Genomic DNA, 20,966 nt, shown 5'->3' on the forward strand with positions numbered 1-20,966 from the left:
CCTCATGCCCCCGCCGCAGACCGAGCGCACCGAGCCCACCGATGCGGACATCGCGGCGTTCAAGGAACAGCTCGGCCGCCCGCCGCGCGGCCTGCGCGCCATCGCGCACCGCTGCCCCTGCGGACAGCCGGACGTCGTCGAGACGGCCCCCCGCCTGGAGGACGGCACCCCCTTCCCCACGCTCTACTACCTCACCTGCCCGCGCGCGGCCTCCGCGATCGGCACGCTGGAGGCCAACGGCGTGATGAAGGAGATGACCGAGCGGCTGGCCACGGACCCGGAGCTGGCGGCCGCGTACCGGGCCGCCCACGAGGACTACATCCGCCGCCGGGACGCCATCGAGGAGCTGAAGAACTTCCCCAGCGCGGGCGGCATGCCCGACCGGGTCAAGTGCCTGCACGTCCTGGTCGGCCACTCGCTCGCGGCCGGCCCCGGCGTCAACCCGCTCGGCGACGAGGCGCTGGCGATGCTGCCGGCGTGGTGGCGCAAGGGCCCCTGCGTGACCCCCTGCACGGACACCGCCGACCGCACGGACACCACCGAGGACGAAGGAGACCCGACCGCATGAAGCGCGTAGCGGCCGTCGACTGCGGCACCAACTCCATCCGCCTGCTCGTCGCCGACCTCGACCCGGCGACCGGCGAGCTGAAGGACCTGGACCGCCGGATGACGATCGTGCGCCTGGGCCAGGGCGTGGACCGTACCGGCCGGCTCGCCCCCGAGGCCCTGGAGCGCACCTTCGCGGCCTGCCGCGAGTACGCCGCGGTCATCGAGGAGCTGGGCGCCGAGACCGTCCGCTTCGTCGCCACCTCCGCCTCCCGCGACGCCGAGAACCGGGACGACTTCGTGCGCGGCGTGGTGGACATCCTGGGCGTCGAGCCCGAGGTGATCACCGGCGACCAGGAGGCGGAGTTCTCCTTCACCGGCGCCACCAAGGAGCTGACCGGCCGTACCGACCTGGCCAAGCCCTACCTGGTGGTCGACATCGGCGGCGGCTCCACCGAGTTCGTCCTCGGCTCCGACGCCGTGCGCGCCGCCCGCTCCGTCGACATCGGCTGCGTACGGATGACCGAGCGGCACCTCGTACGGGACGGCGAGATCGTGGACCCGTACGACGCCGAGCAGATCAGCGCCGTGCGGGCGGACATCGAGCGCGCCCTGGACGAGGCCGCGCGGACCGTCCCCCTCTCCGAGGCCCGCACCCTGGTCGGCCTGGCCGGCTCGGTCACCACGGTCGCCGCCATCGCCCTGGACCTGCCCGGCTACGACTCCGAGGCCATCCACCACGCGCGCATCCCGCTCACCGAGGTCCGCGAGATCACCGACCGCCTCCTGACCGCCACCCACGAGCAGCGCGCCGCCATCCCGTCCCTGCACCCGGGCCGCGTCGACGTCATCGGCGCGGGCGCCCTCGTGCTCCTGTCGATCATGGAACGGGTGGGCGCGGACGAGGTCGTCGTCTCCGAACACGACATCCTGGACGGGATCGCCTGGAGCTGTGCGTAGTACTCCGCAGGGCGGCGGCAAGGGCCGGAAGGGCCCGTTCAGGGGGCTCTCGGGCCCTCGTCGCGGAGAAAGTTCGTGAAACTCTTCACATGAAAAAAGGGCTCGCTGACCGTGCAAACCGGGCAGCGGGCCCTACTTCTTGGGCCGTAGGTCCTCGGTGCCGCAAGAATGTGCGGTTTTCAGGGGTGTTAAAGAGATGCTTACGTGCGGCGTGGTCCAGTCGCCTCGGAGGGCACAATCCCTGATCAACGGGGGTGTCCAACGCTCCGGACGGTGTCTTGGTTCCCTTGTGGGGCTATGGCGTCGATCACGGAGCGGCGGAGTGTAGCAGACCCCTTTCGCAACCTTGTGAAGGGGCTCACGAGGGGTGCCCCGAGTGGGGGTGGATACTCGATTGCATGAGCACCACGGAGCGTCCCAGGATCCTCGTTGTAGGCGGTGGGTACGTAGGTTTGTACGCGGCACGCCGCATCCTCAAGAAGATGCGGTACGGCGAGGCGACGGTCACGGTCGTCGACCCGCGCTCGTACATGACGTACCAGCCCTTCCTCCCTGAAGCTGCTGCCGGCAGCATCTCTCCCCGCCACGTCGTGGTGCCGCTGCGACGCGTGCTCCCGAAGGCGGAGGTCCTCACCGGCCGCGTCACCACCATCGACCAGGACCGCAAGGTCGCCACGATCTCGCCGCTGGTCGGCGAGGCGTACGAGCTGCCCTTCGACTACCTGGTCATCGCGATGGGCGCGGTCTCCCGTACCTTCCCGATCCCCGGCCTCGCCGAGAACGGCATCGGCATGAAGGGCATCGAGGAGGCCATCGGCCTGCGCAACCACGTGCTGGAGCAGCTCGACAAGGCCGACTCCACGACCGACGAAGAGGTCCGCCGCAAGGCGCTGACCTTCGTCTTCGTCGGCGGCGGCTTCGCCGGTGCGGAGACCGTCGGCGAGGTCGAGGACATGGCCCGCGACGCCGCGAAGTACTACAACAACGTCAAGCGCGAAGACATGCGCTTCCTGCTGGTCGACGTCGCCGACAAGATCCTCCCCGAGGTCGGCCCCAAGCTCGGCGCCTACGGCAAGGAGCACCTGGAGAGCCGCGGGGTCGAGGTCTACCTCGGCACCAGCACCAAGTCCTGCGTCGACGGCCACGTGGTGCTGAGCAACGACCTGGAGGTCGACTCCAACACCATCGTGTGGACCGCGGGCGTCAAGCCGAACCCGGCGCTCGCCCGCTTCGGTCTGCCGCTGGGCCTGCGTGGCCACGTGGACACCCAGGCCACCCTCCAGGTGCAGGGCACCGACTACATCTGGGCCGCGGGCGACAACGCCCAGGTCCCGGACCTGGTCGGCCGCAAGGCCGGCAACGAGAACGCCTGGTGCCCGCCGAACGCCCAGCACGCGCTGCGCCAGGCCAAGGTCCTCGGCGACAACGTGATCTCCGGCATGCGGGGCTTCCCGCAGAAGGAGTACAGCCACGCCAACAAGGGCGCGGTCGCGGGCCTCGGTCTGCACAAGGGCGTCGCGATGATCGTCGTCGGCAAGACGAAGATCAAGCTGAAGGGCCGGCTGGCCTGGTACATGCACCGCGCGTACCACGGCATGGCGATGCCGACCTTCAACCGCAAGATCCGCGTCTTCGCCGACTGGACCCTCGGCATGTTCCTCAAGCGCGAGATCACCTCGCTCGGCGCGATGGAGAACCCGCGCGAGGAGTTCTACGAGGCCGCCAAGCCGGCCCCGGCGCCCGCCGCCGCGGCCGACGACGCCGAGAAGAAGGCCAAGAGCGGCGACAAGGCGGAGGCCAAGGCTTCCTGACCTTCCGTCGGGAGTGGCGTCCGGCAGCGGACGCCACCCGCACACCACCGCCGAAGGGGCGGCCGCCATCCGTGGTGCGGCCGCCCCTTCGGCGTATTCGTTGTGGCGGAACGCGGTCGTTTTGCTGTTCCCTTACGAACGAACGGGACTAGCGGGCGCCCGGACGGCGTTTACATGGTGGGTGAAACTGTCTTCGCCCTTCTCGTCAACACGGAGGTGTGCGACATGGCCGACGCCGCTGGACGGCTCTCCAAGCTCGCCGAGGAGGTGCTGGGAGCCCCGCTCCCGGTCCGCATCCGCGCCTGGGACCGCAGCGAGTACGGCCCGCCGGGCGCACCCACCCTTGTCATCCGCCACCGTCGCGCCCTGCGCCGCCTCATGTTCAAACCGGGGGAGTTGGGCCTCGCGCGCGCTTGGGTGGCCGGTGAGATCGATGTGGAAGGCGACCTGTACGAGGCACTGGACCTGCTGTCCGGGCTGGTCTGGGAGCGCGGTACGGCGGCGGACAAGCCACAGCGTGCCGCCGCCCTGCGCGCGCTGGCCAAGCCGGAGATCCGCGCCGCCGCCCGCGAACTGGTGACCCTGGCGGGCCTTCCCGTACCGCCCAAGCCGCCCGCCGAAGAGGCCCCCAAGAGCCACGGCCCGCTGCACACGCTGCGCCGCGACAAGGAAGCCATCAGCCACCACTACGACGTCGGCAACGACTTCTACGAGCTGGTGCTCGGCCCGTCGATGGTCTACTCGTGCGCGTACTGGGAGAGCCCCGACGCCACCCTGGAGGAGGCCCAGCGCGACAAGCTGGACCTGATCTGCCGCAAGCTGCGCCTGGAGGAGGGGCAGCGGCTGCTGGACGTCGGCTGCGGCTGGAGCTCGATGGCCCTGCACGCGGCCCGCGAGTACGGCGTACGGGTCGTCGGCATCACCCTCTCCGAGGAGCAGGCCGCCTACGGCCGCAAGCGCGTCGCCGAGGCGGGCCTCGCCGACCGGATCGAGATCCGCGTCCAGGACTACCGCGAGGTCCACGACGAGCCGTTCGACGCGATCTCCTCGATCGGCATGGCCGAGCACGTCGGCCGCGCCCGTTACGCCGAGTACGCCGCCGACCTGTACGCCCTCCTCAAGCCCGGCGGGCGGCTGCTCAACCACCAGATCGCCCGCCGCCCGCTGGCCGACGAGGACGCCTACCACGTCGACGAGTTCATCGACCGGTACGTCTTCCCCGACGGCGAGCTGGCCCCGGTCGGCCGTACCGTCGGGCAGTTGGAGGACGCCGGGTTCGAGGTGCGGGACGTGGAGGCGATCCGCGAGCACTACGCGCTGACGCTGCGCGCCTGGGTGGCCAACCTGGAGGCGCACTGGAAGGAGGCGGTACGGCTGTCGACGCCGGGCCGCGCCCGGGTGTGGCGGCTGTACATGGCCGCCTCCGCCCTGTCCTTCGAGCGCAACCGCATCGGCGTGAACCAGGTGCTGGCGGTCCGCACACCGGGCTCCGGCGCCTCGGGGCTGCCGCTGCGCGCCCGGGAATGGCGCGGCTGACCCCGTACGGCACACGGCGACCCCGGTGCCCGGCCCGCGCGGAGCGGACCGGGCACCGGGGTCGTGCCGTACGGGCGGCGGCTACTCGGCCTTGATCGCCGCCAGCATGTTCAGCTTCGCGGCCCGGCGGGCCGGCCACAGCGCGGCCAGCATGCCGACCACGGCGGCGAGCGCCAGGAAGATGCCCAGCCGGCCCCACGGGAGCACCAGCTCGTAGGTGGACATCGAGCTGCCGATCAGCTCACCGGCGGCCCAGCCGAAGAAGACGCCCAGGCCGATGCCGAGGACCCCGCCGAACAGCGCGATCACCAGCGACTCCAGCCGCACCATCCGCTTGATGCCGGCCCGGTCCAGGCCGATCGCCCGCAGCATGCCGATCTCCTGCGACCGTTCGAAGACCGACATGGCCAGGGTGTTGACCACGCCGAGCACCGCGACGACCACGGCCATGGCGAGCAGCCCGTAGAGCATGTTCAGCAGCAGGTTGATGAGCTGCGCGATGCTCTCGGAGACGTCCTTCTTGTCCTTGACGGTGATCGCCGGGTTCTTGCCGAGCGTCTCGGTCAGCGCGTCCTTGGTGGCCTCGCTGACGCCGTCCTTGGCCTTGACCAGCACCTGCGCGTCGGTGGGGTGCTGCTGGTGCGGGGTGAGCACGGAGGTGTCGAGCAGGATGCCCCGCAGCAGTTCGTTGCCCTCGAAGACACCGGAGACGGTGAGGCGGCCCTTCTTGCCGTCCTCGAAGGTCGCCTCGAAGGACGAGCCGACCTGCCAGCCGTGCTCCTTGGCGGTGTCGCTGTCGACGACCGCCCGGTTGGTCTTCGGGGCGCCGAGCCCGTCGAGGGAGCCCGCGGCGAAGTCCAGGTTCGTCAGCTCGCCGATCGTCCTGCCGTCGACGCCGGTCAGGGACTCCGTCCCGCCGCCGATCCGGGCGACGGCGCTGCGCACCGGGCTGGAGGCGGTGACCTTCGGGTCGGCCGCCAGCGTCTTCGCCACGTCCGGGGAGAGCGGGCCCATGGTGGCCATGCTGACGACGTAGTCCGCCTTCAGGGCGTCGGTCGCCATCTTGTCGACGGCCTTCTGGACACTGCCCGCGATCACGGTCAGGCCGGTGACCAGGGTGAGCCCGATCATCAGGGCGGAGGCCGTGGCGGCCGTACGGCGCGGGTTGCGCACCGCGTTCTGGCGGGCCAGCTTGCCCGAGATGCCGAACGCGCGCAGCACAGGTGCGGCGGCCGCGATCAGCGGGCGGGACAGCAGCGGCGTCAGCACGAAGACGCCGATCATGAGCAGTCCGGCGCCGAGGCCCATCAGCCCCTTGCCGTCGGTGCCCATCGCGGTGGCGCCCAGGACGCAGGCGATGCCCGCGCCGGCCAGGACGGCGCCGATGGCGTTCCGTACCACCAGGGACTTCGTGGTCGCCGCCGCGTGCACGCTGTTCATCGCGGCGACCGGCGGGATCTTCGCGGCGCGGCGGCCCGGCAGCCAGGCGGCGAGCACCGTGACCACGGTGCCGACCAGCAGCGAGACGACGATCGTGGAGGGGGCGACGACCAGCGGGCCCTCCGGGACGGTGCCGAGGGCGCCGGTGAGCGCCCGCAGCCCGGCGCCGATGCCGACACCGGCCAGCAGGCCGGTGACGGCGGCCACCAGTCCGACCACGAACGCCTCGATCAGCACCGAGCGGGTGACCTGGCGGCGGCTGGCGCCGACCGCGCGCATCAGGGCCAGTTCCTTGGTGCGCTGGGCGACCAGCATGGTGAAGGTGTTGGCGATGATGAAGATGCCGACGAAGAGCGCGATGCCGGCGAAGGCCAGCAGGCCGGTCTTCATGCTGTCCATGCTCTTGGCGATCATCTCGGCCTGGTCGTCGGCCATCTTCTTGCCGGTGACCGACTCGGCGGTGGCCGGCAGCACCTTGTCGACCGCCGCCTTCAGCGCGTCCTGGGACGTGCCGGGCGCGGCCTTGACGTCGATCTCGCTGAACTCGCCGGGCGCGGCGAACAGCTTCTGCGCCGTCGCGGTGTCGAACAGCGTGAGACTGCCGCCGGTGGAGACCGCGCCGTCGTCGGTGGTGAAGATGCCGGAGATCTTCGCCTCGCGGACCGGGCCGTCGACGGACAGCCGTACGGTGTCGCCGACCTTGTAGCCGGTCTTCGCGGCGGTCCCGGAGTCCAGCGCGATCTCGTGCGGGCCCTTGGGGGCGGTGCCGGACGTCATCGGGAAGCGGGCGTCCTTGCCGTCCGCGCCGGGGTAGTAGTTGCGGCCGCGGGCGCTGGTGCCGTTGCCGGCCTGCTGCCCCTTCTTGTCGGCGATGGCGGTGAACCCGTGGACGGTGCCGGTGGCGCCGGCCGCGCCGGGCACCTTCCCCGCCCGGTCGAGGAGCGCCTGGCTCAGCCCGGGGGCCTTGCCGGGCGCGGCGTCGGCGGTGTCGGGGCGGTGCGGCTGGACGGCCACGTCGACGCCGTCGAAGCCCTTCTGCGAGCTCTTCTGCGTGGCTTCGGAGAGGGTGGAGGTGAAGACCAGGGTGCCGGAGACGAAGGCCACGCCGAGCATGACGGCGAGGACGGTCATCAGCAGCCGGGCCTTGTGCGCGAGCACGTTGCGCAAGGCGGTACGGAACATGGTGGGTCCTGTGGGAGGAGGCGGTGGGGGCGGACTGCTGGTACCGGTCAGCTGACGCGGCCCCTGGCGTCGAAGCCCTTCATGCGCTCCAGCACCCGGTCGGCGGTCGGGTCGGCCATGTCGTCGACGATGCGGCCGTCGGCGAGGAAGATCACCCGGTCCGCGTAGGCCGCCGCCACCGGGTCGTGGGTCACCATCACCACGGTCTGGCCCAGTTCCCGCACGGAATTGCGCAGGAAGCCGAGCACCTCGGCGCCGGAGCGGGAGTCGAGGTTGCCGGTCGGCTCGTCGGCGAAGATGATCTCGGGCTGGGAGGCGAGCGCGCGGGCCACCGCGACGCGCTGCTGCTGGCCGCCGGAGAGCTGTGCGGGCCGGTGCTTGAGCCGCCCGGACAGGCCGACGGTCTGCACGACCTGGTCCAGCCACTGCCGGTCGGGCTTGCGGCCCGCGATGTCCATGGGCAGCGTGATGTTCTCCAGCGCGGTGAGCGTCGGCAGCAGGTTGAACGCCTGGAAGATGAAGCCGATCTTGTCGCGGCGCAACTGGGTGAGCTTCTTGTCCTTCAGGCCGTTCAGCTCGGTGTCCCCGATCAGGGCCGAGCCGCGGGATATGGCGTCCAGTCCGGCCATGCAGTGCATCAGGGTGGACTTGCCGGACCCCGAGGGGCCCATGATCGCGGTGAACTCGGCCTGCCGGAACTCCACGGACACCTGGTCCAGCGCGACCACCTGGGTCTCGCCCTGTCCGTAGACCTTGGTGAGGTCCGTGGCGCGTGCGGCCACCGTGGTGCGGGTGGCGGTGGGAACGCCGGTGTGGGGGGTGGTCACGGAAAGGGACTCCTGTCGAACGTCGGGACCGGGGAGGGCCGGGTGGAAGCGGCCTTTCCCATCGTGGGGTAGACGTGGGCACGCCAACGTCACCCCCTGAGCCCGTCCTGGGGGAGCCCTGGGGCGTAGCGCGGACCCGGCCGGTCATCCCTGGGTAGGAGGCAGACCCTGAGGGGTCGGGGGGCGGAAGGGCGCGCAAGGGGGCGCACGCAAGGCGTCGAGTTTCCGTCAATCCGGACACGGTGCGCGGCAGGCGCCGGAGCGGCGCGGGTGGGCCGCAGGCATGTGCCGACGGCCCGTACCAGCCGCTGATGACCCCTCAGTTGCCAATAAAATAAGACAACCTCGGGAAGACGGGCCCCTGTTCGGACGGCCCTGCGGGCTAGGCTCGTGCTGCCCCCTTTGAGGCGGCATGGGGGATCCCAGGCCCGGATGGTGGAATGCAGACACGGCGAGCTTAAACCTCGCTGGCCTTCGGGCCGTGCCGGTTCAAGTCCGGCTCCGGGCACAGCACTTGACCGCCGGGCCCGGCGGTCGTCCGGCCCGGCGTTCCGGGGCTCCCGGTGCCGGTGATGTCCGTGATGTGCGTCCGGAAGCTTACGGGGCGGACCGGTCCCGACTGCTCTGCTGCGGCCGCTCCCGGTCGTCGGACCGGTACGCGTCCGGAGCGTGGCCCTTGACGCCGTCGCCGACACTGCCGTCACGACTGCCGAAGCTGTCACTGCCGTCGCCGTCGCTGTTCACCGTACCGTCGGCCACCGTACCCCCGGGCGGCCAGGACGGGCGGATCTCCTCGGGGACGGCGGCCAGCGCGTGGCCGACGGTCGGGAAGCAGGACAGCGCGTCCACGGCCCGGGTGACCAGGAGGACGTGCAGGACGCGGACGCCCAGGGAGGCGAGCAGCAGGCGGCCGTTCATGCGGCGGCACAGCCACTCCAGGGCGAGCAGGCAGTTCAGGCCACGGGAGTCGCAGAACCGCAGCGCGGTCAGGTCCAGCACCAGGAACCGGTGCCCGGCCGCGATCACGGCGCCCGCCTCGTCCAGGAACTGCTGCTCCGCGTGCACGTCCAGTTCCCCGGCCACCCGGAGGACCGCGCACTCCTCGGCGTCGACGACCGTGGTGATCGTCAGGTGCCGCCTGCCTTGGGCCATCGCTCCTCCACGTCTGCGCCCGGATCCGGCCGGGCTCCCGGGGCGTGTCCCCGCTCCCGTCCAGTGTGCCGGGCGGCGCGCCGTTCCCCGGCGCCGGCTCGGGGCGTGCCCGCCGTGCGGGGCCGCCGGCGGGCGCCGTGCCCCGCGGGCCGGTCCCGCATTCGGCGGACCGCACGAATGCGTCTCGCCGTGGATAGCGCAAGCATTTCCACGGGGGAAACGCTGGTGCTGCAAATGGTCGCACTTCGGACCCGAACAGATATATCACATGGCAGTGCGTGTTCGATCGGATACGGCCGCGGTAGACATCCCGTGTCACATTTCTGCGCACGAGGAGAGAAAGCATGCGCAAGTTCATCGGTCGTACCGCGGGCTCGTTCGCCATCGCCGCCCTTGCCGTCGTCCCGCTCTCGGGCCTGGCCTCCGCCGCGTCGTGGGACGACGCGCCGCGCCTCAGCGCCGGCAACAACTGCGGTGCCAAGTACGGCAAGTTCCACTGTGACCGGGTGCACAAGGAGCACAACGAGTACAACGACAACAAGGCGTACACGTACAACGACAACGACACGTACAAGTTCAAGTACAAGAAGAACGTGACCAAGGTCGGCCTGGCGATCGGCAACGTCGAGCAGTGAGCCGGCTTCCGCGGGACGGGCGGCTCCTGGGCCCGCCCGCCCGCTGAGACCAGGAAAGGCCCCGCGTGTCGCGGGGCCTTTCTCTGTGCGGCGGAATTATGGCACCAGGGGCGGGGAAAGGCACGCTGGGCGGAGCCGATGGCGGTTTCGCTCATTTTCGCGATTCGGTGACGGCGGCCCGGCCGCAGGGGCTTCGGATTGTCCGGCGCACTCCGGGTGAGCCGCGGCGCGGTGATATGTGTCTACGGTTTCATGGCATTCGGGTGAACCGGCGAAACTGAACTGGCGGACGCGAGTTGTCCAGGATGCTCCGGAAACGGACACTCCGCTTCGAGAAGGGTGAATCGTGATCAAGAAGTTCCTGGCCGCGACGGCCGTAGCTGCGTCCGTCGTCGGCGTCTCGGCCATGGCAGCTCCGCAGGCCATGGCCGTCGGTGACGGTCGCGGCACGTCGACGGCCAACGGCAACGGCGCGGGGCAGGCGTTCGGCAACGCCAACACCGAGGGTGACATGTCCCCCCAGCTCAGCCTGATCGAAGGCACGCTCAACAAGCCGTGCATCGGCATCCCGATCGAGAACATCCAGAACATCGTGGCCCTGGTCAACGTCGGCGTCCAGGACATCCTGTCCTCGGACCAGCACCAGCAGTGTGTCGAGAACTCGACCGAGTCGCAGGGCGACCAGGCGCTGTCGCACATCATCGACAAGCTCCCGCTGCTGTCCGAGAACGGCGTCAACAATAGCTGAGCCGGTCTGCCGTGAAAGGCCCGGGGCGTCGGTTCTCTCCTCCTGAACGACTCGGGCCTTTGCGCTTCAGAAAAAGCGCGAGCAGTTCCTGCATTACCCCACTCTTCTATCTGTGCCGCGCTGAACCATTCGGGCGATTCCTCGTGAAAATCGACTTCGCAGGAGTTTCGTCGGCGCGGACGAATCGTTACACATATTGGTAGCGGCGTTACGGGCGGTCGCAAAGGCGCCCGTGCGGCACGAAGGACGTGACCGTTTCAGACTCCGCTGCGGAAAGGGCTGAAAGTGAAGTACGCGAAGGTTGCCGCAGTCGCTGCTGGAACGCTCATGGCGGCCGGAGCCGCCACTCCGGCGTTCGCCGACGCGGGTACCTCGGGCGCCGCCCAGAACTCCCCGGGCGTCCTCTCCGGCAACGTTCTCCAGATCCCGATCCACATCCCGGTCAACCTCTGTGGGAACTCGATCGACATCATCGGTCTGCTGAACCCGGCGTTCGGCAACACCTGCGTCAACGACTGACGCACCGCGTCGAACGGGTAGCAGTGGATGGAGCGAAAGGCCCCGGCGCGCCAGCCAAGCGTGCCGGGGCCCTTCGCGTCGGAGGGGGCCGGGAAGTGGTGAAACGGATGGGTTTCTCTTTCGGGCCGACATCGTTGAACACCGAGAAAGCGGTGGTCCGGAGAGAGCCGGGGGAGGCCGCGCGGCGATGTCGGCCGCGGCGTCCGGCAACACCGCTCAGGAAAGGACAGCGGAAAGTGAAGTACGCGAAGACGGCCGCGTTTCTGGCCGGTTCCGTCATGGCTCTGGGAGCGGCGTCCCCCGTTTTCGCCGGGGCACCGGGGCAGGTGCCGAGTTTCAGTCTGAACGGTGGCCTTGCGGACGCCCTGAAGAACAAGCAACTGGACGGCCGCCAGCTCGACCCGGTGGTCCGGACCGTCGAGAACGCTTCCGGTGATCTGCAGAGTTCCCCCGGCACGAAAAAGCTGCTGAGCACCGTCGGGGATGTCACGCAGAAGACGCCGGGGCTCAAGGGTGTCGAGGTGGCCAAGCCGGCCAGGAAGTAAGGCCCGGCCCGCAGTACGACTGTGCCGCTCAGTTGTACGCGAAATCATTTGAGTGATGGAGCACAACCAAGCTCGTCACACCGAGTTGTGCAAACTGCCCCGGGTAAAGAGCATCCCGAAACGCGAAGGATCACATATGATCAACAAGGCGCTGGCAACAGTGGCCACGGCTGCTTCCATTGTCGGTATCGCGGCCGCCACCGCCCCAGAGGCATCGGCCGTCGGAGACCACCGCAAGGTCACCACGGTCAACGGCAACGGCGCGGCCCAGACGTACGGCAACTTCTCCACGATGGGGAACATGAGCCCGCAGTTCGCGCTCATCCAGGGCTCCTTCAACAAGCCCTGCATCGCGGTGCCCATCGACAACGTGCAGAACGTCGTCGGCCTGGTCAACGTCGGTGTGCAGGACCTGCTGTCCTCGGACCAGAAGCAGCAGTGTGTCGAGAACTCGACCCAGGTCCAGGGCGACGGGCCGCTGTCGCACCTCATCGACAAGCTGCCGGTCCTCTCCGTCAACGGCACCAACAACCAGTGACGGGTGCCGTCGCCGGGTGACCGGACCGAGGGCCCGCGCCGCCGTCCGGCGGCGCGGGCCCTTTTCCCTGTGACCGGTCACCGGCGGCCGGTGACCGGTCCGCGCACCGGTGTCAGCCGGTCTCGTCCGGCTGTTCCAGCAAAGCTCTGCGCAGACTCATCAGCGCTTCCAGATCGGCGACCCGCGCAAAGCGGCCGAGCAGGGTGTCGACGCCGGCGTCGTCACCGCGGCGCACCGCTTCGACGATTTCCTCTTTCACGCGCATCGCGTCCACGGGGGCGACCATGCGGTAACCGTTGTCCTTTCGCTGTCCGGCGGGGCCGGGATAATCGTCCCCGGAACGTGCTGCCGAAAGCCCACACGGAAGAGTGGGAATCCGGGCAGGGAGCTGGAATGTCGATCTGTTCGGGTGATGATGCGCAACTTTCCGGGCCGTGCCGGGTTGTTTCTTACAGGGCTCCCTTCGTCATGGGAGTTCATTTCCTGAAGGGGTTTCGAGATGAACAAGATGATGGCGAGCGTGGCAGTTGCCGCGTCTCTGGTCGGTATCTCCGCAGCGGCCGCTCCGCAGGCCATGGCGGTGGGTGACGGCCGCAGCACCGGTACGGCCAACGGAAACCACTCGGCGCAGGCATTCGGCAACGGCGGCACCGAGGGCGACATGAGCCCGGACGCCACGCTCATCGGTGACTCGCTGAACAAGCTGTGCATCGGCATCCCGGTCGTGAACATCCAGAACATCGTGGCCCTGGTCAACGTCGGCGTGCAGGACATCCTGTCCTCGGACCAGTACCAGGAGTGTGTCGAGAGCTCGACCGAGTCCCAGCAGGACCAGGCACTGTCGCACATCATCGACAAGCTGCCGCTCCTCTCCCAGAACGGCGTCAACAACGAGTGACCCGTCCGGCGGCCGCCACCGGCCGCCGAAACCCGTTGAGGGACCGCACGCCGCCCGCGTACGGTCCCTCAACGGCGTCCGGGCACCTTTCGGGCCTCCCGTACGTCTTACCGACGTGATCCACCGGGGGATTCGTCCCCGGGCGGGATTGATCACCCCAAGTTGCGGTGAAGATCCTGCTCAAGAACTAGAACGCGCTTTTGCCAAGCCATTACCCTGGTGGGAAGGCCGCGCAGGGCGGCCATGGAGGAGTGAGATGAGGAGCAGCAACCCGGTCTTCTCGCGACGGGGGTTCAGCCGCGACAACAACGGCTACGCGGGCTTCGACGCGCCGCCGCAGGCCGGGGCCGCAGCGAACCCTTACGCCGGGACCAACCCGTACGCCCAGGGCGGCAACCCCTACGCCCAGGACGCCGCGCAGGGCACCCAGACGCCGCAGTACGCGCCGCAGACCCGTCGGATGACGATGGACGACGTCGTGCTGCGTACCGGCATGACGCTCGGCACCGTGATCGCCGGTGCGGCCGTCGGCTGGATCTTCCTGACCAAGAGCCTCGGCTTCGCCGTCGGCGCCGGGCTGATCGCGATGGTGCTGGCGTTCGTCCAGTCCTTCAAGCGCAAGCCCTCGCCGGCCCTGATCCTGACCTACGCCGCGTTCGAGGGCCTTTTCCTCGGCGCGCTCAGCGGCGCGATCAACGACGTGCCGAAGCTCGCCGGCGCGCCGATGCAGGCCGTGATGGGCACCATGGCGGTCTTCGTCGCCATGCTCGTGGCCTACAAGACCCGCATCGTGCGGGTCACCGCCCGCTTCACCCGCTACCTGATGATCGCGCTGCTCGGCTTCGTGCTGCTGTCGCTCGTCAACGTGCTGTTCATGGCCTTCGGCGGCGGTGACGGCCTCGGCTTCCGCAGCGGCGGCATGGGCATCCTGTTCGGCGTCGTCGGCGTGGTGCTCGGCGCGCTCTGCCTGGCCCTGGACTTCAAGCAGGTCGAGGACGGCATCGCGTACGGCGCTCCGCGCGAGGAGTCCTGGCTGGCCGCGTTCGGCCTGACCGTGACGCTGGCGTGGATCTACATGGAGCTGCTGCGGCTGATCTCGATCCTCCGGGACTGAGGTCCGGCACCGCGCCGGGCGACGTCCGGCGCGGCGCCCCGCCGGTGACATGACGAAGGGCCCGTGGGTGTTCCCACGGGCCCTTCGCCTGTCTTCCGGCGGGCACGGCTAAAGCTTGCGCGCGGCGCGCCTGAGGTCGTACTCGTGGACGATCGCCTTGGCGTGCCCGTAGGCGAGGTTGTGCTCGCCACGGAGCCAGCTGACCTTCTCCTCGAAGCGGAAGAGAGCGGGGCCTTCATCTACCGTGCGAAGCCAGTCGGAGACTTCGCGGCCGGTGCAGTGGGGGATGCGGGAGAGCAGGTTCCGGTGGGTCTCTTCGGAGAAGAGTTGAGACATCGGCGCCTCCGGACGCGTTCGATGCTGGTCCTTCAGCCCACCGTGCCTGACCGTTGGGGTGTTGGCAACCACCCGGGAGTGGCGCATAAGCTCGGTCTGTGCTTGACGTGACGCCTTTGCAGACTGCCGTGGAAGCCCTCGCCGACCGCCTGCGGGCGCTGCCGCAGAGCGCCCTCGCGCGCGGTGCCGCGGCCGAAGCGCTCGCCGTGGCCCGAGAGTTGGCGGCGCGGGCGCAGCGCGTCGAAGAGCCGGGGCGGGAGCCGCGCGAGCTGCCGGACGCCGGGATGTTCGCGGTCGGCGACCAAGTCGCGGTGGCCGGGCACGACTTGGTGGAGGCGATACGCGCCGCCGGTGACGAGCGCGCGCTGGCGGAGGCGGTGGAACTGGTGCGGGGGGCCGCGGCGCGCTGCTGAGGCCCCCGGGGCCCCGGGGAACGGCTGCTTCCGGCCGGATCCTCCGGCAGGCGGCTTTCAGAGGGACGCGATGACGCGGTCCGCGAGGATGTAGACGCTGTCGGTGGTGGCGGGGCCCCAGGAGAAGGTCAGGGCGTAGGCGCCGGAGATGCCGGAGCCGCCCAGCAGGACGGGGGCGCTGCCCGCGCGCAGGGCGGCGGCGACGCGCTCGGCGGTCTCCCGGTGGCCGGGCGTCATGCAGATCGTGGTGCCGTCGGTGAAGACGTAGACGTCCAGGGTGCCGAGCGGGCCGGGGCGGACGTCCGCGAGCGGGGTGCGGTCGCGGGCCAGCTCCTCCAGACGGCCGACGGTGCGTTCGTGGTCACCGACGGCGGGGGCCGGGGTGAAGTCCGGGTGCGAGGGGTGGCGCCGGCGCGCGGCGGCCAGCTCGGCGGACTCCGCCTCCTCGGCGGCCTCGCTGTCCAGCGCGTCCACCGGCTCCAGGGCGCCCGGCCCGTCGGCGGTGAGCGGCGCGTCCGGGCCGAGCAGCGGCTCCAGCCCGGCGAGGTCCGCCTGCCGGGGCAGGAAGTACACGTCGTCGAGGCGCTCGTGCGGGTCGAAGTGGTCGGTGCCGCCGTCCAGCGGGCCCATCAGGGACGGGGCGTCGGCGGCGTCCCGGGCCTCCTGGGCGGCCCAGAAGGCGCGGGCCTCGGCGAGTTCGCGCTCCCGCTCCTCGGCCAGCGCGTCGGCGACGGCGGCCCGTATGTCGGCGAGCGCGTGCCCGGCGTCCGGGGTGGTGCGGGCGGCGGGGATGCTCGCGGCGGCGGACTGCGCACGCGCCTCGGCACGGGTCTCCGCGTACGCGGCCAGCAGCTCGGCGCGCAGCCCGGTGACCTGGCGGCGCAGCGCGTGGGCGGTGTGCAGGGCAGCCGCTCCCAGGGTCACGGCGACCGCCGCGGCCAGCAGCAGGGCAAGGGTGATGGCGCTCACTGACGTACTCCCATTAGCAGAATGTCCCCCGACTTCCTACATCAGGCTGCCGCTCGTCGGCGACCGGGCCCAGTGCCGCAGGTCCTCGGCCGGGCGGGGATTCCGTCCTCGTACGTTCGGGTGACGCCGCGCTGACCTGCGATGACGTGACCTCGTGGGGGGTTTGGTCACAATCCTGGTCGCTATTTGATCGCGATCGCGTCAACCGGTGACCCAGCTCACCGACGGTCGCTCTGCGTACGTCAGTTGGGACGCAGGGTGCGGGTGTGGCGCCGCTGGGGGACGTACGGACACGGACGGTCGCGGGAGCGGGTCGCGGCCGCGCGCCGGCGGCCGTCCGTGACCACCGGGCGGGCGCCGTCCGCCGGGGACGGCGGCCGCCCGGCCGGGGTCAGCTCAGGCGCTCGACGACCATCGCCATGCCCTGGCCGCCGCCCACGCACATCGTCTCCAGGCCGAACTGCTTGTCGTGCCACTGGAGGGAGTTGATCAGCGTGGTGGTGATGCGGGCGCCGGTCATCCCGAAGGGGTGGCCGACGGCGATCGCGCCGCCGTTGACGTTCAGCCGGTCCAGGTCGATGCCGAGGTCGCGGTACGAGGGGATCACCTGGGCGGCGAACGCCTCGTTGATCTCCACCAGGTCGATGTCGGAGATGCCCAGGCCGGCGCGGCGCAGGGCCTGCTTGGACGCCTCGACCGGGCCGAGGCCCATGATCTCCGGCGACAGGCCGCTGACCCCGGTCGAGACGATCCGGGCGAGCGGCGTCAGGCCCAGCTCGCGGGCCTTGGTGTCGGACATGATCACGAGGGCCGCGGCGCCGTCGTTGAGCGGGCAGCAGTTGCCGGCCGTCACCAGGCCGTCGGGGCGGAAGACCGGCTTGAGGCCCTGCACGCCTTCGAGGGTGACGCCCGCGCGCGGGCCGTCGTCCTTGCTGACGACCGTGCCGTCCGGTGTGGTCACCGGGGTGATCTCGCGCTCCCAGAAGCCGTTCTTGATGGCCTCTTCGGCGAGGTTCTGGGACCGTACGCCGAACTCGTCCATGTCCTGGCGGGTGACGCCCTTGGCGCGGGCCAGGTTCTCGGCGGTCTGCCCCATCGCGATGTACGGGTCGGGGAGCAGGCCGTCCTCGCGCGGGTCGTGCCAGTCGGCGCCCTCCTGCTCGGCCCGGGCGGCGGTACGCGCCTCGGCGTCCGCGAAGAGCGGGTTGTGGGTCTCGGGCATCCCGTCCGAGGTGCCCTTCACGGAGCGCGAGACGGTCTCCACGCCGGCCGAGATGAAGACGTCGCCCTCGCCCGCCTTGATGGCGTGCAGGGCCATCCGGGTCGTCTGGAGGGAGGACGAGCAGTAGCGGGTGACCGTACAGCCGGGCAGGTGGTCCATGCCCATCTGCACGGCGACGATCCGGCCCAGGTTGTGCCCCTGCTCGCCGCCGGGCAGGCCGCAGCCGAGCATCAGGTCGTCGATGTCCTTCGGGTCCAGCGCGGGGACCTTGGCGAGGGCGGCCTGGATGATCCCGGCGGTCAGGTCGTCCGGCCGTACGTCCTTCAGGGAGCCCTTGAAGGCGCGGCCGATCGGGGAGCGGGCGGTCGAAACGATCACGGCTTCGGGCATGACGGCTCCAGAGGAAGGACTGGCAGGGCTGTGGGGGAAGTTACCCGGCCGTAGGGCGGAGGTCACGCGGTAGGGCTTGTGATGCGGAACTCTTTTCTAAGCGAGCGCTTATCCGGCGGGTGTTCAGTCGCCCGGCCGGCCGGTCCGGCCGGTCCCCACCTCGGCCTCCGTCGGCTCCGGCGGCGGGATCTGCCGCCGCCTGCGGTGCTTGAGCAGGGCCCACGGGGCGCGGGTGGCGGTGACCTCGGTGCCGCCCTCGTCCGCGGCCTGCGCGGCGGCCTCGGCGACCGGGAGGATGCCCTCGCGGCGGTACGGCTCCGGGCGCTCCTCCTCGGGCCACAGGCCCAGTGCGGCGCAGAGGGTGGGCAGGACGGCCATCGCGGCGGTGGCGTACCCCTCGGCGGAGGGGTGGTAGTTGTCGGGGCCGAACAGTTCGCGGGGGTGCGCCTCGAACTCGGGGCCCAGCAGGTCGCCGAGCGAGACCGTACGGGCGCCGTGCGCCACCGCCCCTATGGTCTGCGCGGCGGCCAGTTGCCGGGACAGGCGGCGCGCGACCCAGCGCAGCGGCTGGTAGACCGGCTCGATGGTGCCCAGGTCGGGGCAGGTGCCGACGACCACGGCGCAGCCCGCCTCGCGCAGCCGGCGGACCGCGTCGGACAGCAGGCGCACCGAGCGGGCCGGCGGCATCCGGTGGGTGACGTCGTTGGCGCCGATCATGATGACGGCGACGTCGGGCACCGGCCCCGGCTCCGCCAGGACGAGCGTGACCTGCCGGTCGAGGTCGTCGGACTGGGCGCCGGGCAGCGCCACGTTGTGCAGGTCGACCGGCAGCTCCGCGACGGCGGCGAGGCCGGAGGCGAGCAGCGCGCCCGGGGTCTGCCGGGGGCGGTGGACGCCCTGTCCGGCGGCCGTGGAGTCGCCGAGGAAGCCCAGGCGCAGCGGCGGCCGGTCGGTGCGGTGGGCGAAGGCGGAGCCGTAGCGGCCGTCCGCGCAGGGCGGCCGGTCGCTGGAGCCGCCGACCGTACGGCGGGCGAGACGGACCTCGGTCAGCAGCAGGCCGACACCGGCCACGCCGAGCAGACCGATCCCGCCGCCGCCCACCGCGGCGGCGGTGGCGATCCGCCGTGCCACCCTCGCCCTGGACATCGTCATCGGCATAGGCCGGGCACCTCCCCGTGCAGTGCGTGCAAAACATGGTGCGGAATGCGTGCGGAATGCGGTGCGGACAGTGGTGCGGAGTGCGGTGTGGAGGGACGGGCGGACGGGATCGGAGCGGCGGCGGAGTCGGTGGCAGGACGGTCGCGGGGCCTGGGCCGGTACGCCGTGGTGGCGGCGGCGGGAAGCGCCGTACCAAGGTGGTGCCCCGTCGGGCGGGCCGTACAACGCGCGGCGACTCCATGAGGGGTGGGCAATAGGCTGGTCGGATGGGCGCAGGACAGCGCGCCCCCGACAGCGGAGACCACCGTGCAGTTTTACGAATCCATGATCGAGCTCGTCGGCAACACCCCGCTGGTGAAGCTCAGGAACGTCACCCGAGGGATCCGGGCGACCGTCCTGGTGAAGGTCGAGTACTTCAACCCGGGCGGGTCCGTGAAGGACCGGATCGCCGTACGGATGATCGAGGCCGCCGAGAAGTCCGGCGAACTGAAGCCGGGCGGCACCATCGTCGAGCCGACCTCGGGAAACACCGGGGTGGGCCTGGCGATCGTGGCCCAGCAGAAGGGCTACAAGTGCATCTTCGTCTGCCCGGACAAGGTGTCCACCGACAAGATCAACGTACTGCGGGCGTACGGCGCCGAGGTCGTGGTCTGCCCGACGGCGGTGGACCCGGAGCACCCGGACTCGTACTACAACGTCTCGGACCGGCTGGTGCGGGAGACGCCGGGCGCCTGGAAGCCCGACCAGTACAGCAACCCCAACAACCCGCGTTCGCACTACGAGACGACCGGTCCCGAGCTGTGGGAACAGACCGAGGGAAAGATCACTCATTTCGTCGCGGGCGTGGGCACCGGCGGCACGATCAGCGGCACCGGCCGGTACCTGAAGGAGGCGAGCGAGGGCCGGGTGAAGGTGATCGGCGCCGACCCGGAGGGCTCGGTCTACAGCGGCGGCTCGGGCCGTCCGTACCTGATCGAGGGCGTCGGTGAGGACTTCTGGCCGAGCGCCTACGACCGTACGGTCGCCGACGAGATCGTGCCGGTCTCGGACAAGGACGCCTTCCAGATGACCCGGCGCCTGGCCAAGGAGGAGGGCCTGCTGGTCGGCGGCTCCTGCGGCATGGCGGTCGTGGCGGGCCTGGAGGTCGCCGAGCGGCTCGGCGAGGACGACGTGGTGGTCGTGCTGCTGCCGGACAGCGGCCGCGGGTACCTCAGCAAGATCTTCAACGACGAGTGGATGGCCGACTACGGCTTCCTGGAGGACGCCGGTCCCGCGGCGCGCGTAGGCGACGTGCTGCGGTACAAGGAGGGCGCGCTGCCCTCGCTGGTCCACATGCACCCGGAGGAGACGGTCGGCGAGGCCATCGAGGTGCTGCGCGAGTACGGCGTCTCGCAGATGCCGATCGTCAAGCCGGGCGCCGGGCACCCCGACGTGATGGCGGCGGAGGTCGTCGGCTCGGTCGTGGAGCGGGAGCTGCTGGACGCGCTGTTCGCCCAGCGCGCGTCGCTCGACGACCCGCTGGAGAAGCACCTGTGCCCGCCGCTGCCGCAGGTCGGCTCGGGCGAGCCGGTCGGTGACCTGATGGCGGTCCTGGAGAAGGCGGACGCGGCGATCGTGCTCGTCGAGGGCAAGCCGACCGGCGTGGTGAGCCGGCAGGACCTGCTCGCCTTCCTGGCGCGGGACGCCAAGCAGGCGTAGCGCGGTCACCGGGGAGCCCGGGACGGGTGGTGCGCGGCGCCGAGGACAGCCGGCGTCAAGTGACCGTCAGGAAACGGGCGGACACCGCAAGGTGTACGTATGCGTCACGCGCCCGCAGCACGGGCTTAACACTGGCCCGGCACAGTGGTGAGGGTGGCGACACGGACTTCCGGAGCGGCTCCCGGACCTTCCGCAGATCGCCCGGACGCGACGGCCGGCCCTGACCCGGTCCGCGTCCTTCGCGGGGACCGCCGTCGTCCCGCCCCTGGCTCCGGCCGGGGTGCGGCGGTCCCCGCGCATCAGCCCCGGGACCGGCCGGGGCGCCGGTC

At 70.7% G+C, this 20,966-nt stretch carries 21 protein-coding genes and 1 tRNA gene; 14 read left to right on the forward strand and 8 right to left on the reverse strand.

Going from position 1 to position 20,966, the window contains the following annotated elements; all coding sequences use genetic code 11:
- Positions 1 to 4: 4 nt before the first annotated feature.
- The 4 genes from EJG53_RS24565 (at position 5) to EJG53_RS24580 (ending at position 4,853) form a co-directional block, all read left to right on the forward strand.
- Complete coding sequence (locus EJG53_RS24565; RefSeq protein ID WP_125049569.1) at positions 5 to 568, forward strand: DUF501 domain-containing protein; 564 nt, start codon at positions 5 to 7, stop codon at positions 566 to 568.
- On the forward strand, positions 565 to 1,506 hold the full coding sequence (locus EJG53_RS24570) for a Ppx/GppA phosphatase family protein (protein ID WP_125046572.1): 942 nt from the start codon (positions 565 to 567) through the stop codon (positions 1,504 to 1,506). Before EJG53_RS24565 ends, EJG53_RS24570 begins: the two co-directional genes overlap by 4 nt.
- A 398-nt stretch (positions 1,507 to 1,904) precedes the next feature.
- On the forward strand, positions 1,905 to 3,317 hold the full coding sequence (locus tag EJG53_RS24575) for an NAD(P)/FAD-dependent oxidoreductase (protein ID WP_125046573.1): 1,413 nt from the start codon (positions 1,905 to 1,907) through the stop codon (positions 3,315 to 3,317).
- Between the two features lie 225 nt (positions 3,318 to 3,542).
- A complete protein-coding gene (locus EJG53_RS24580; protein ID WP_125049570.1) occupies positions 3,543 to 4,853 on the forward strand; it encodes an SAM-dependent methyltransferase in 1,311 nt (436 codons plus the stop codon).
- Between the two features lie 81 nt (positions 4,854 to 4,934).
- Here EJG53_RS24580 and EJG53_RS24585 read toward each other — a convergent pair whose 3' ends face one another.
- Entirely contained in the window at positions 4,935 to 7,475 is a 2,541-nt protein-coding gene (locus EJG53_RS24585) for an ABC transporter permease (RefSeq protein WP_125046574.1), read from the reverse strand.
- A 47-nt stretch (positions 7,476 to 7,522) separates the two neighbouring features.
- Positions 7,523 to 8,302 carry an ABC transporter ATP-binding protein gene (locus EJG53_RS24590; RefSeq protein ID WP_125046575.1) on the reverse strand — a complete coding sequence of 260 codons (780 nt, stop codon included), beginning with the start codon at positions 8,300 to 8,302 and terminating at the stop codon, positions 7,523 to 7,525.
- Positions 8,303 to 8,728: 426 nt separating this feature from the next.
- On the opposite strand from EJG53_RS24590, the gene EJG53_RS24595 reads away from it, so the two are divergent.
- Positions 8,729 to 8,810, forward strand: a tRNA-Leu gene (locus EJG53_RS24595).
- An 89-nt stretch (positions 8,811 to 8,899) separates the two neighbouring features.
- Here the strand turns inward: EJG53_RS24595 and EJG53_RS24600 are convergent.
- A complete protein-coding gene (locus tag EJG53_RS24600; protein WP_125046576.1) occupies positions 8,900 to 9,454 on the reverse strand; it encodes an STAS domain-containing protein in 555 nt (184 codons plus the stop codon).
- Between the two features lie 344 nt (positions 9,455 to 9,798).
- Between EJG53_RS24600 and EJG53_RS24605 the strand changes: the two genes are divergently transcribed.
- The 5 genes from EJG53_RS24605 (at position 9,799) to EJG53_RS24625 (ending at position 12,439) form a co-directional block, all read left to right on the forward strand.
- Positions 9,799 to 10,089 carry a hypothetical protein gene (locus EJG53_RS24605; protein WP_030021621.1) on the forward strand — a complete coding sequence of 97 codons (291 nt, stop codon included), beginning with the start codon at positions 9,799 to 9,801 and terminating at the stop codon, positions 10,087 to 10,089.
- Between the two features lie 346 nt (positions 10,090 to 10,435).
- A complete protein-coding gene (locus EJG53_RS24610) occupies positions 10,436 to 10,837 on the forward strand; it encodes a rodlin (RefSeq protein ID WP_125046577.1) in 402 nt (133 codons plus the stop codon).
- A 285-nt stretch (positions 10,838 to 11,122) separates the two neighbouring features.
- Positions 11,123 to 11,356, forward strand: a complete 234-nt coding sequence (locus EJG53_RS24615) for a chaplin (RefSeq protein WP_031009422.1) — start codon at positions 11,123 to 11,125, stop codon at positions 11,354 to 11,356.
- 236 nt (positions 11,357 to 11,592) lie between these two features.
- Positions 11,593 to 11,901 (forward strand): hypothetical protein, encoded by a 309-nt coding sequence (locus tag EJG53_RS24620; RefSeq protein WP_125046578.1) that lies wholly within the window; start codon positions 11,593 to 11,595, stop codon positions 11,899 to 11,901.
- A gap of 136 nt (positions 11,902 to 12,037) precedes the next feature.
- Positions 12,038 to 12,439, forward strand: coding sequence for a rodlin (locus tag EJG53_RS24625; RefSeq protein ID WP_030021627.1), 402 nt, complete (start codon positions 12,038 to 12,040; stop codon positions 12,437 to 12,439).
- A 112-nt stretch (positions 12,440 to 12,551) separates the two neighbouring features.
- Here the strand turns inward: EJG53_RS24625 and EJG53_RS40705 are convergent, their stop codons facing one another.
- Positions 12,552 to 12,725 carry a hypothetical protein gene (locus tag EJG53_RS40705; RefSeq protein ID WP_167515162.1) on the reverse strand — a complete coding sequence of 58 codons (174 nt, stop codon included), beginning with the start codon at positions 12,723 to 12,725 and terminating at the stop codon, positions 12,552 to 12,554.
- Between the two features lie 213 nt (positions 12,726 to 12,938).
- Between EJG53_RS40705 and EJG53_RS24630 the strand changes: the two genes are divergently transcribed.
- On the forward strand, positions 12,939 to 13,337 hold the full coding sequence (locus EJG53_RS24630) for a rodlin (RefSeq protein WP_031009418.1): 399 nt from the start codon (positions 12,939 to 12,941) through the stop codon (positions 13,335 to 13,337).
- Between the two features lie 256 nt (positions 13,338 to 13,593).
- The gene (locus EJG53_RS24635) at positions 13,594 to 14,451 is read left to right on the forward strand and encodes a Bax inhibitor-1/YccA family protein (RefSeq protein WP_125046579.1); all 858 of its coding nucleotides are present in this window, start codon (positions 13,594 to 13,596) and stop codon (positions 14,449 to 14,451) included.
- A 108-nt stretch (positions 14,452 to 14,559) separates the two neighbouring features.
- On the opposite strand, the gene EJG53_RS24640 is transcribed toward EJG53_RS24635, so the two are convergent.
- Positions 14,560 to 14,787 carry a DUF4287 domain-containing protein gene (locus tag EJG53_RS24640; RefSeq protein ID WP_003984087.1) on the reverse strand — a complete coding sequence of 76 codons (228 nt, stop codon included), beginning with the start codon at positions 14,785 to 14,787 and terminating at the stop codon, positions 14,560 to 14,562.
- A 98-nt stretch (positions 14,788 to 14,885) separates the two neighbouring features.
- Here EJG53_RS24640 and EJG53_RS24645 point away from each other — a divergent pair, with 98 nt between their 5' ends.
- Entirely contained in the window at positions 14,886 to 15,200 is a 315-nt protein-coding gene (locus EJG53_RS24645) for a hypothetical protein (protein WP_125046580.1), read from the forward strand.
- Between the two features lie 57 nt (positions 15,201 to 15,257).
- Here EJG53_RS24645 and EJG53_RS24650 read toward each other — a convergent pair whose 3' ends face one another.
- The 3 genes from EJG53_RS24650 to EJG53_RS24660 all read right to left on the reverse strand — a co-directional run bounded on the left by EJG53_RS24650 (position 15,258) and on the right by EJG53_RS24660 (position 18,933).
- Positions 15,258 to 16,169 (reverse strand): hypothetical protein, encoded by a 912-nt coding sequence (locus tag EJG53_RS24650; RefSeq protein WP_125046581.1) that lies wholly within the window; start codon positions 16,167 to 16,169, stop codon positions 15,258 to 15,260.
- Positions 16,170 to 16,560: 391 nt separating this feature from the next.
- On the reverse strand, positions 16,561 to 17,781 hold the full coding sequence (locus EJG53_RS24655; RefSeq protein WP_125046582.1) for an acetyl-CoA C-acetyltransferase: 1,221 nt from the start codon (positions 17,779 to 17,781) through the stop codon (positions 16,561 to 16,563).
- A gap of 123 nt (positions 17,782 to 17,904) precedes the next feature.
- Entirely contained in the window at positions 17,905 to 18,933 is a 1,029-nt protein-coding gene (locus EJG53_RS24660) for an SGNH/GDSL hydrolase family protein (RefSeq protein ID WP_244955667.1), read from the reverse strand.
- A 312-nt stretch (positions 18,934 to 19,245) separates the two neighbouring features.
- Here EJG53_RS24660 and EJG53_RS24665 point away from each other — a divergent pair, with 312 nt between their 5' ends.
- Complete coding sequence (locus EJG53_RS24665) at positions 19,246 to 20,637, forward strand: cystathionine beta-synthase (protein WP_125046584.1); 1,392 nt, start codon at positions 19,246 to 19,248, stop codon at positions 20,635 to 20,637.
- The last annotated feature ends 329 nt before the right edge of the window (positions 20,638 to 20,966 follow it).

Origin of the sequence: Streptomyces chrestomyceticus JCM 4735, assembly GCF_003865135.1 — a bacterium.
In the GTDB taxonomy this organism is placed as follows: Bacteria; Actinomycetota; Actinomycetes; order Streptomycetales; family Streptomycetaceae; genus Streptomyces; species Streptomyces chrestomyceticus.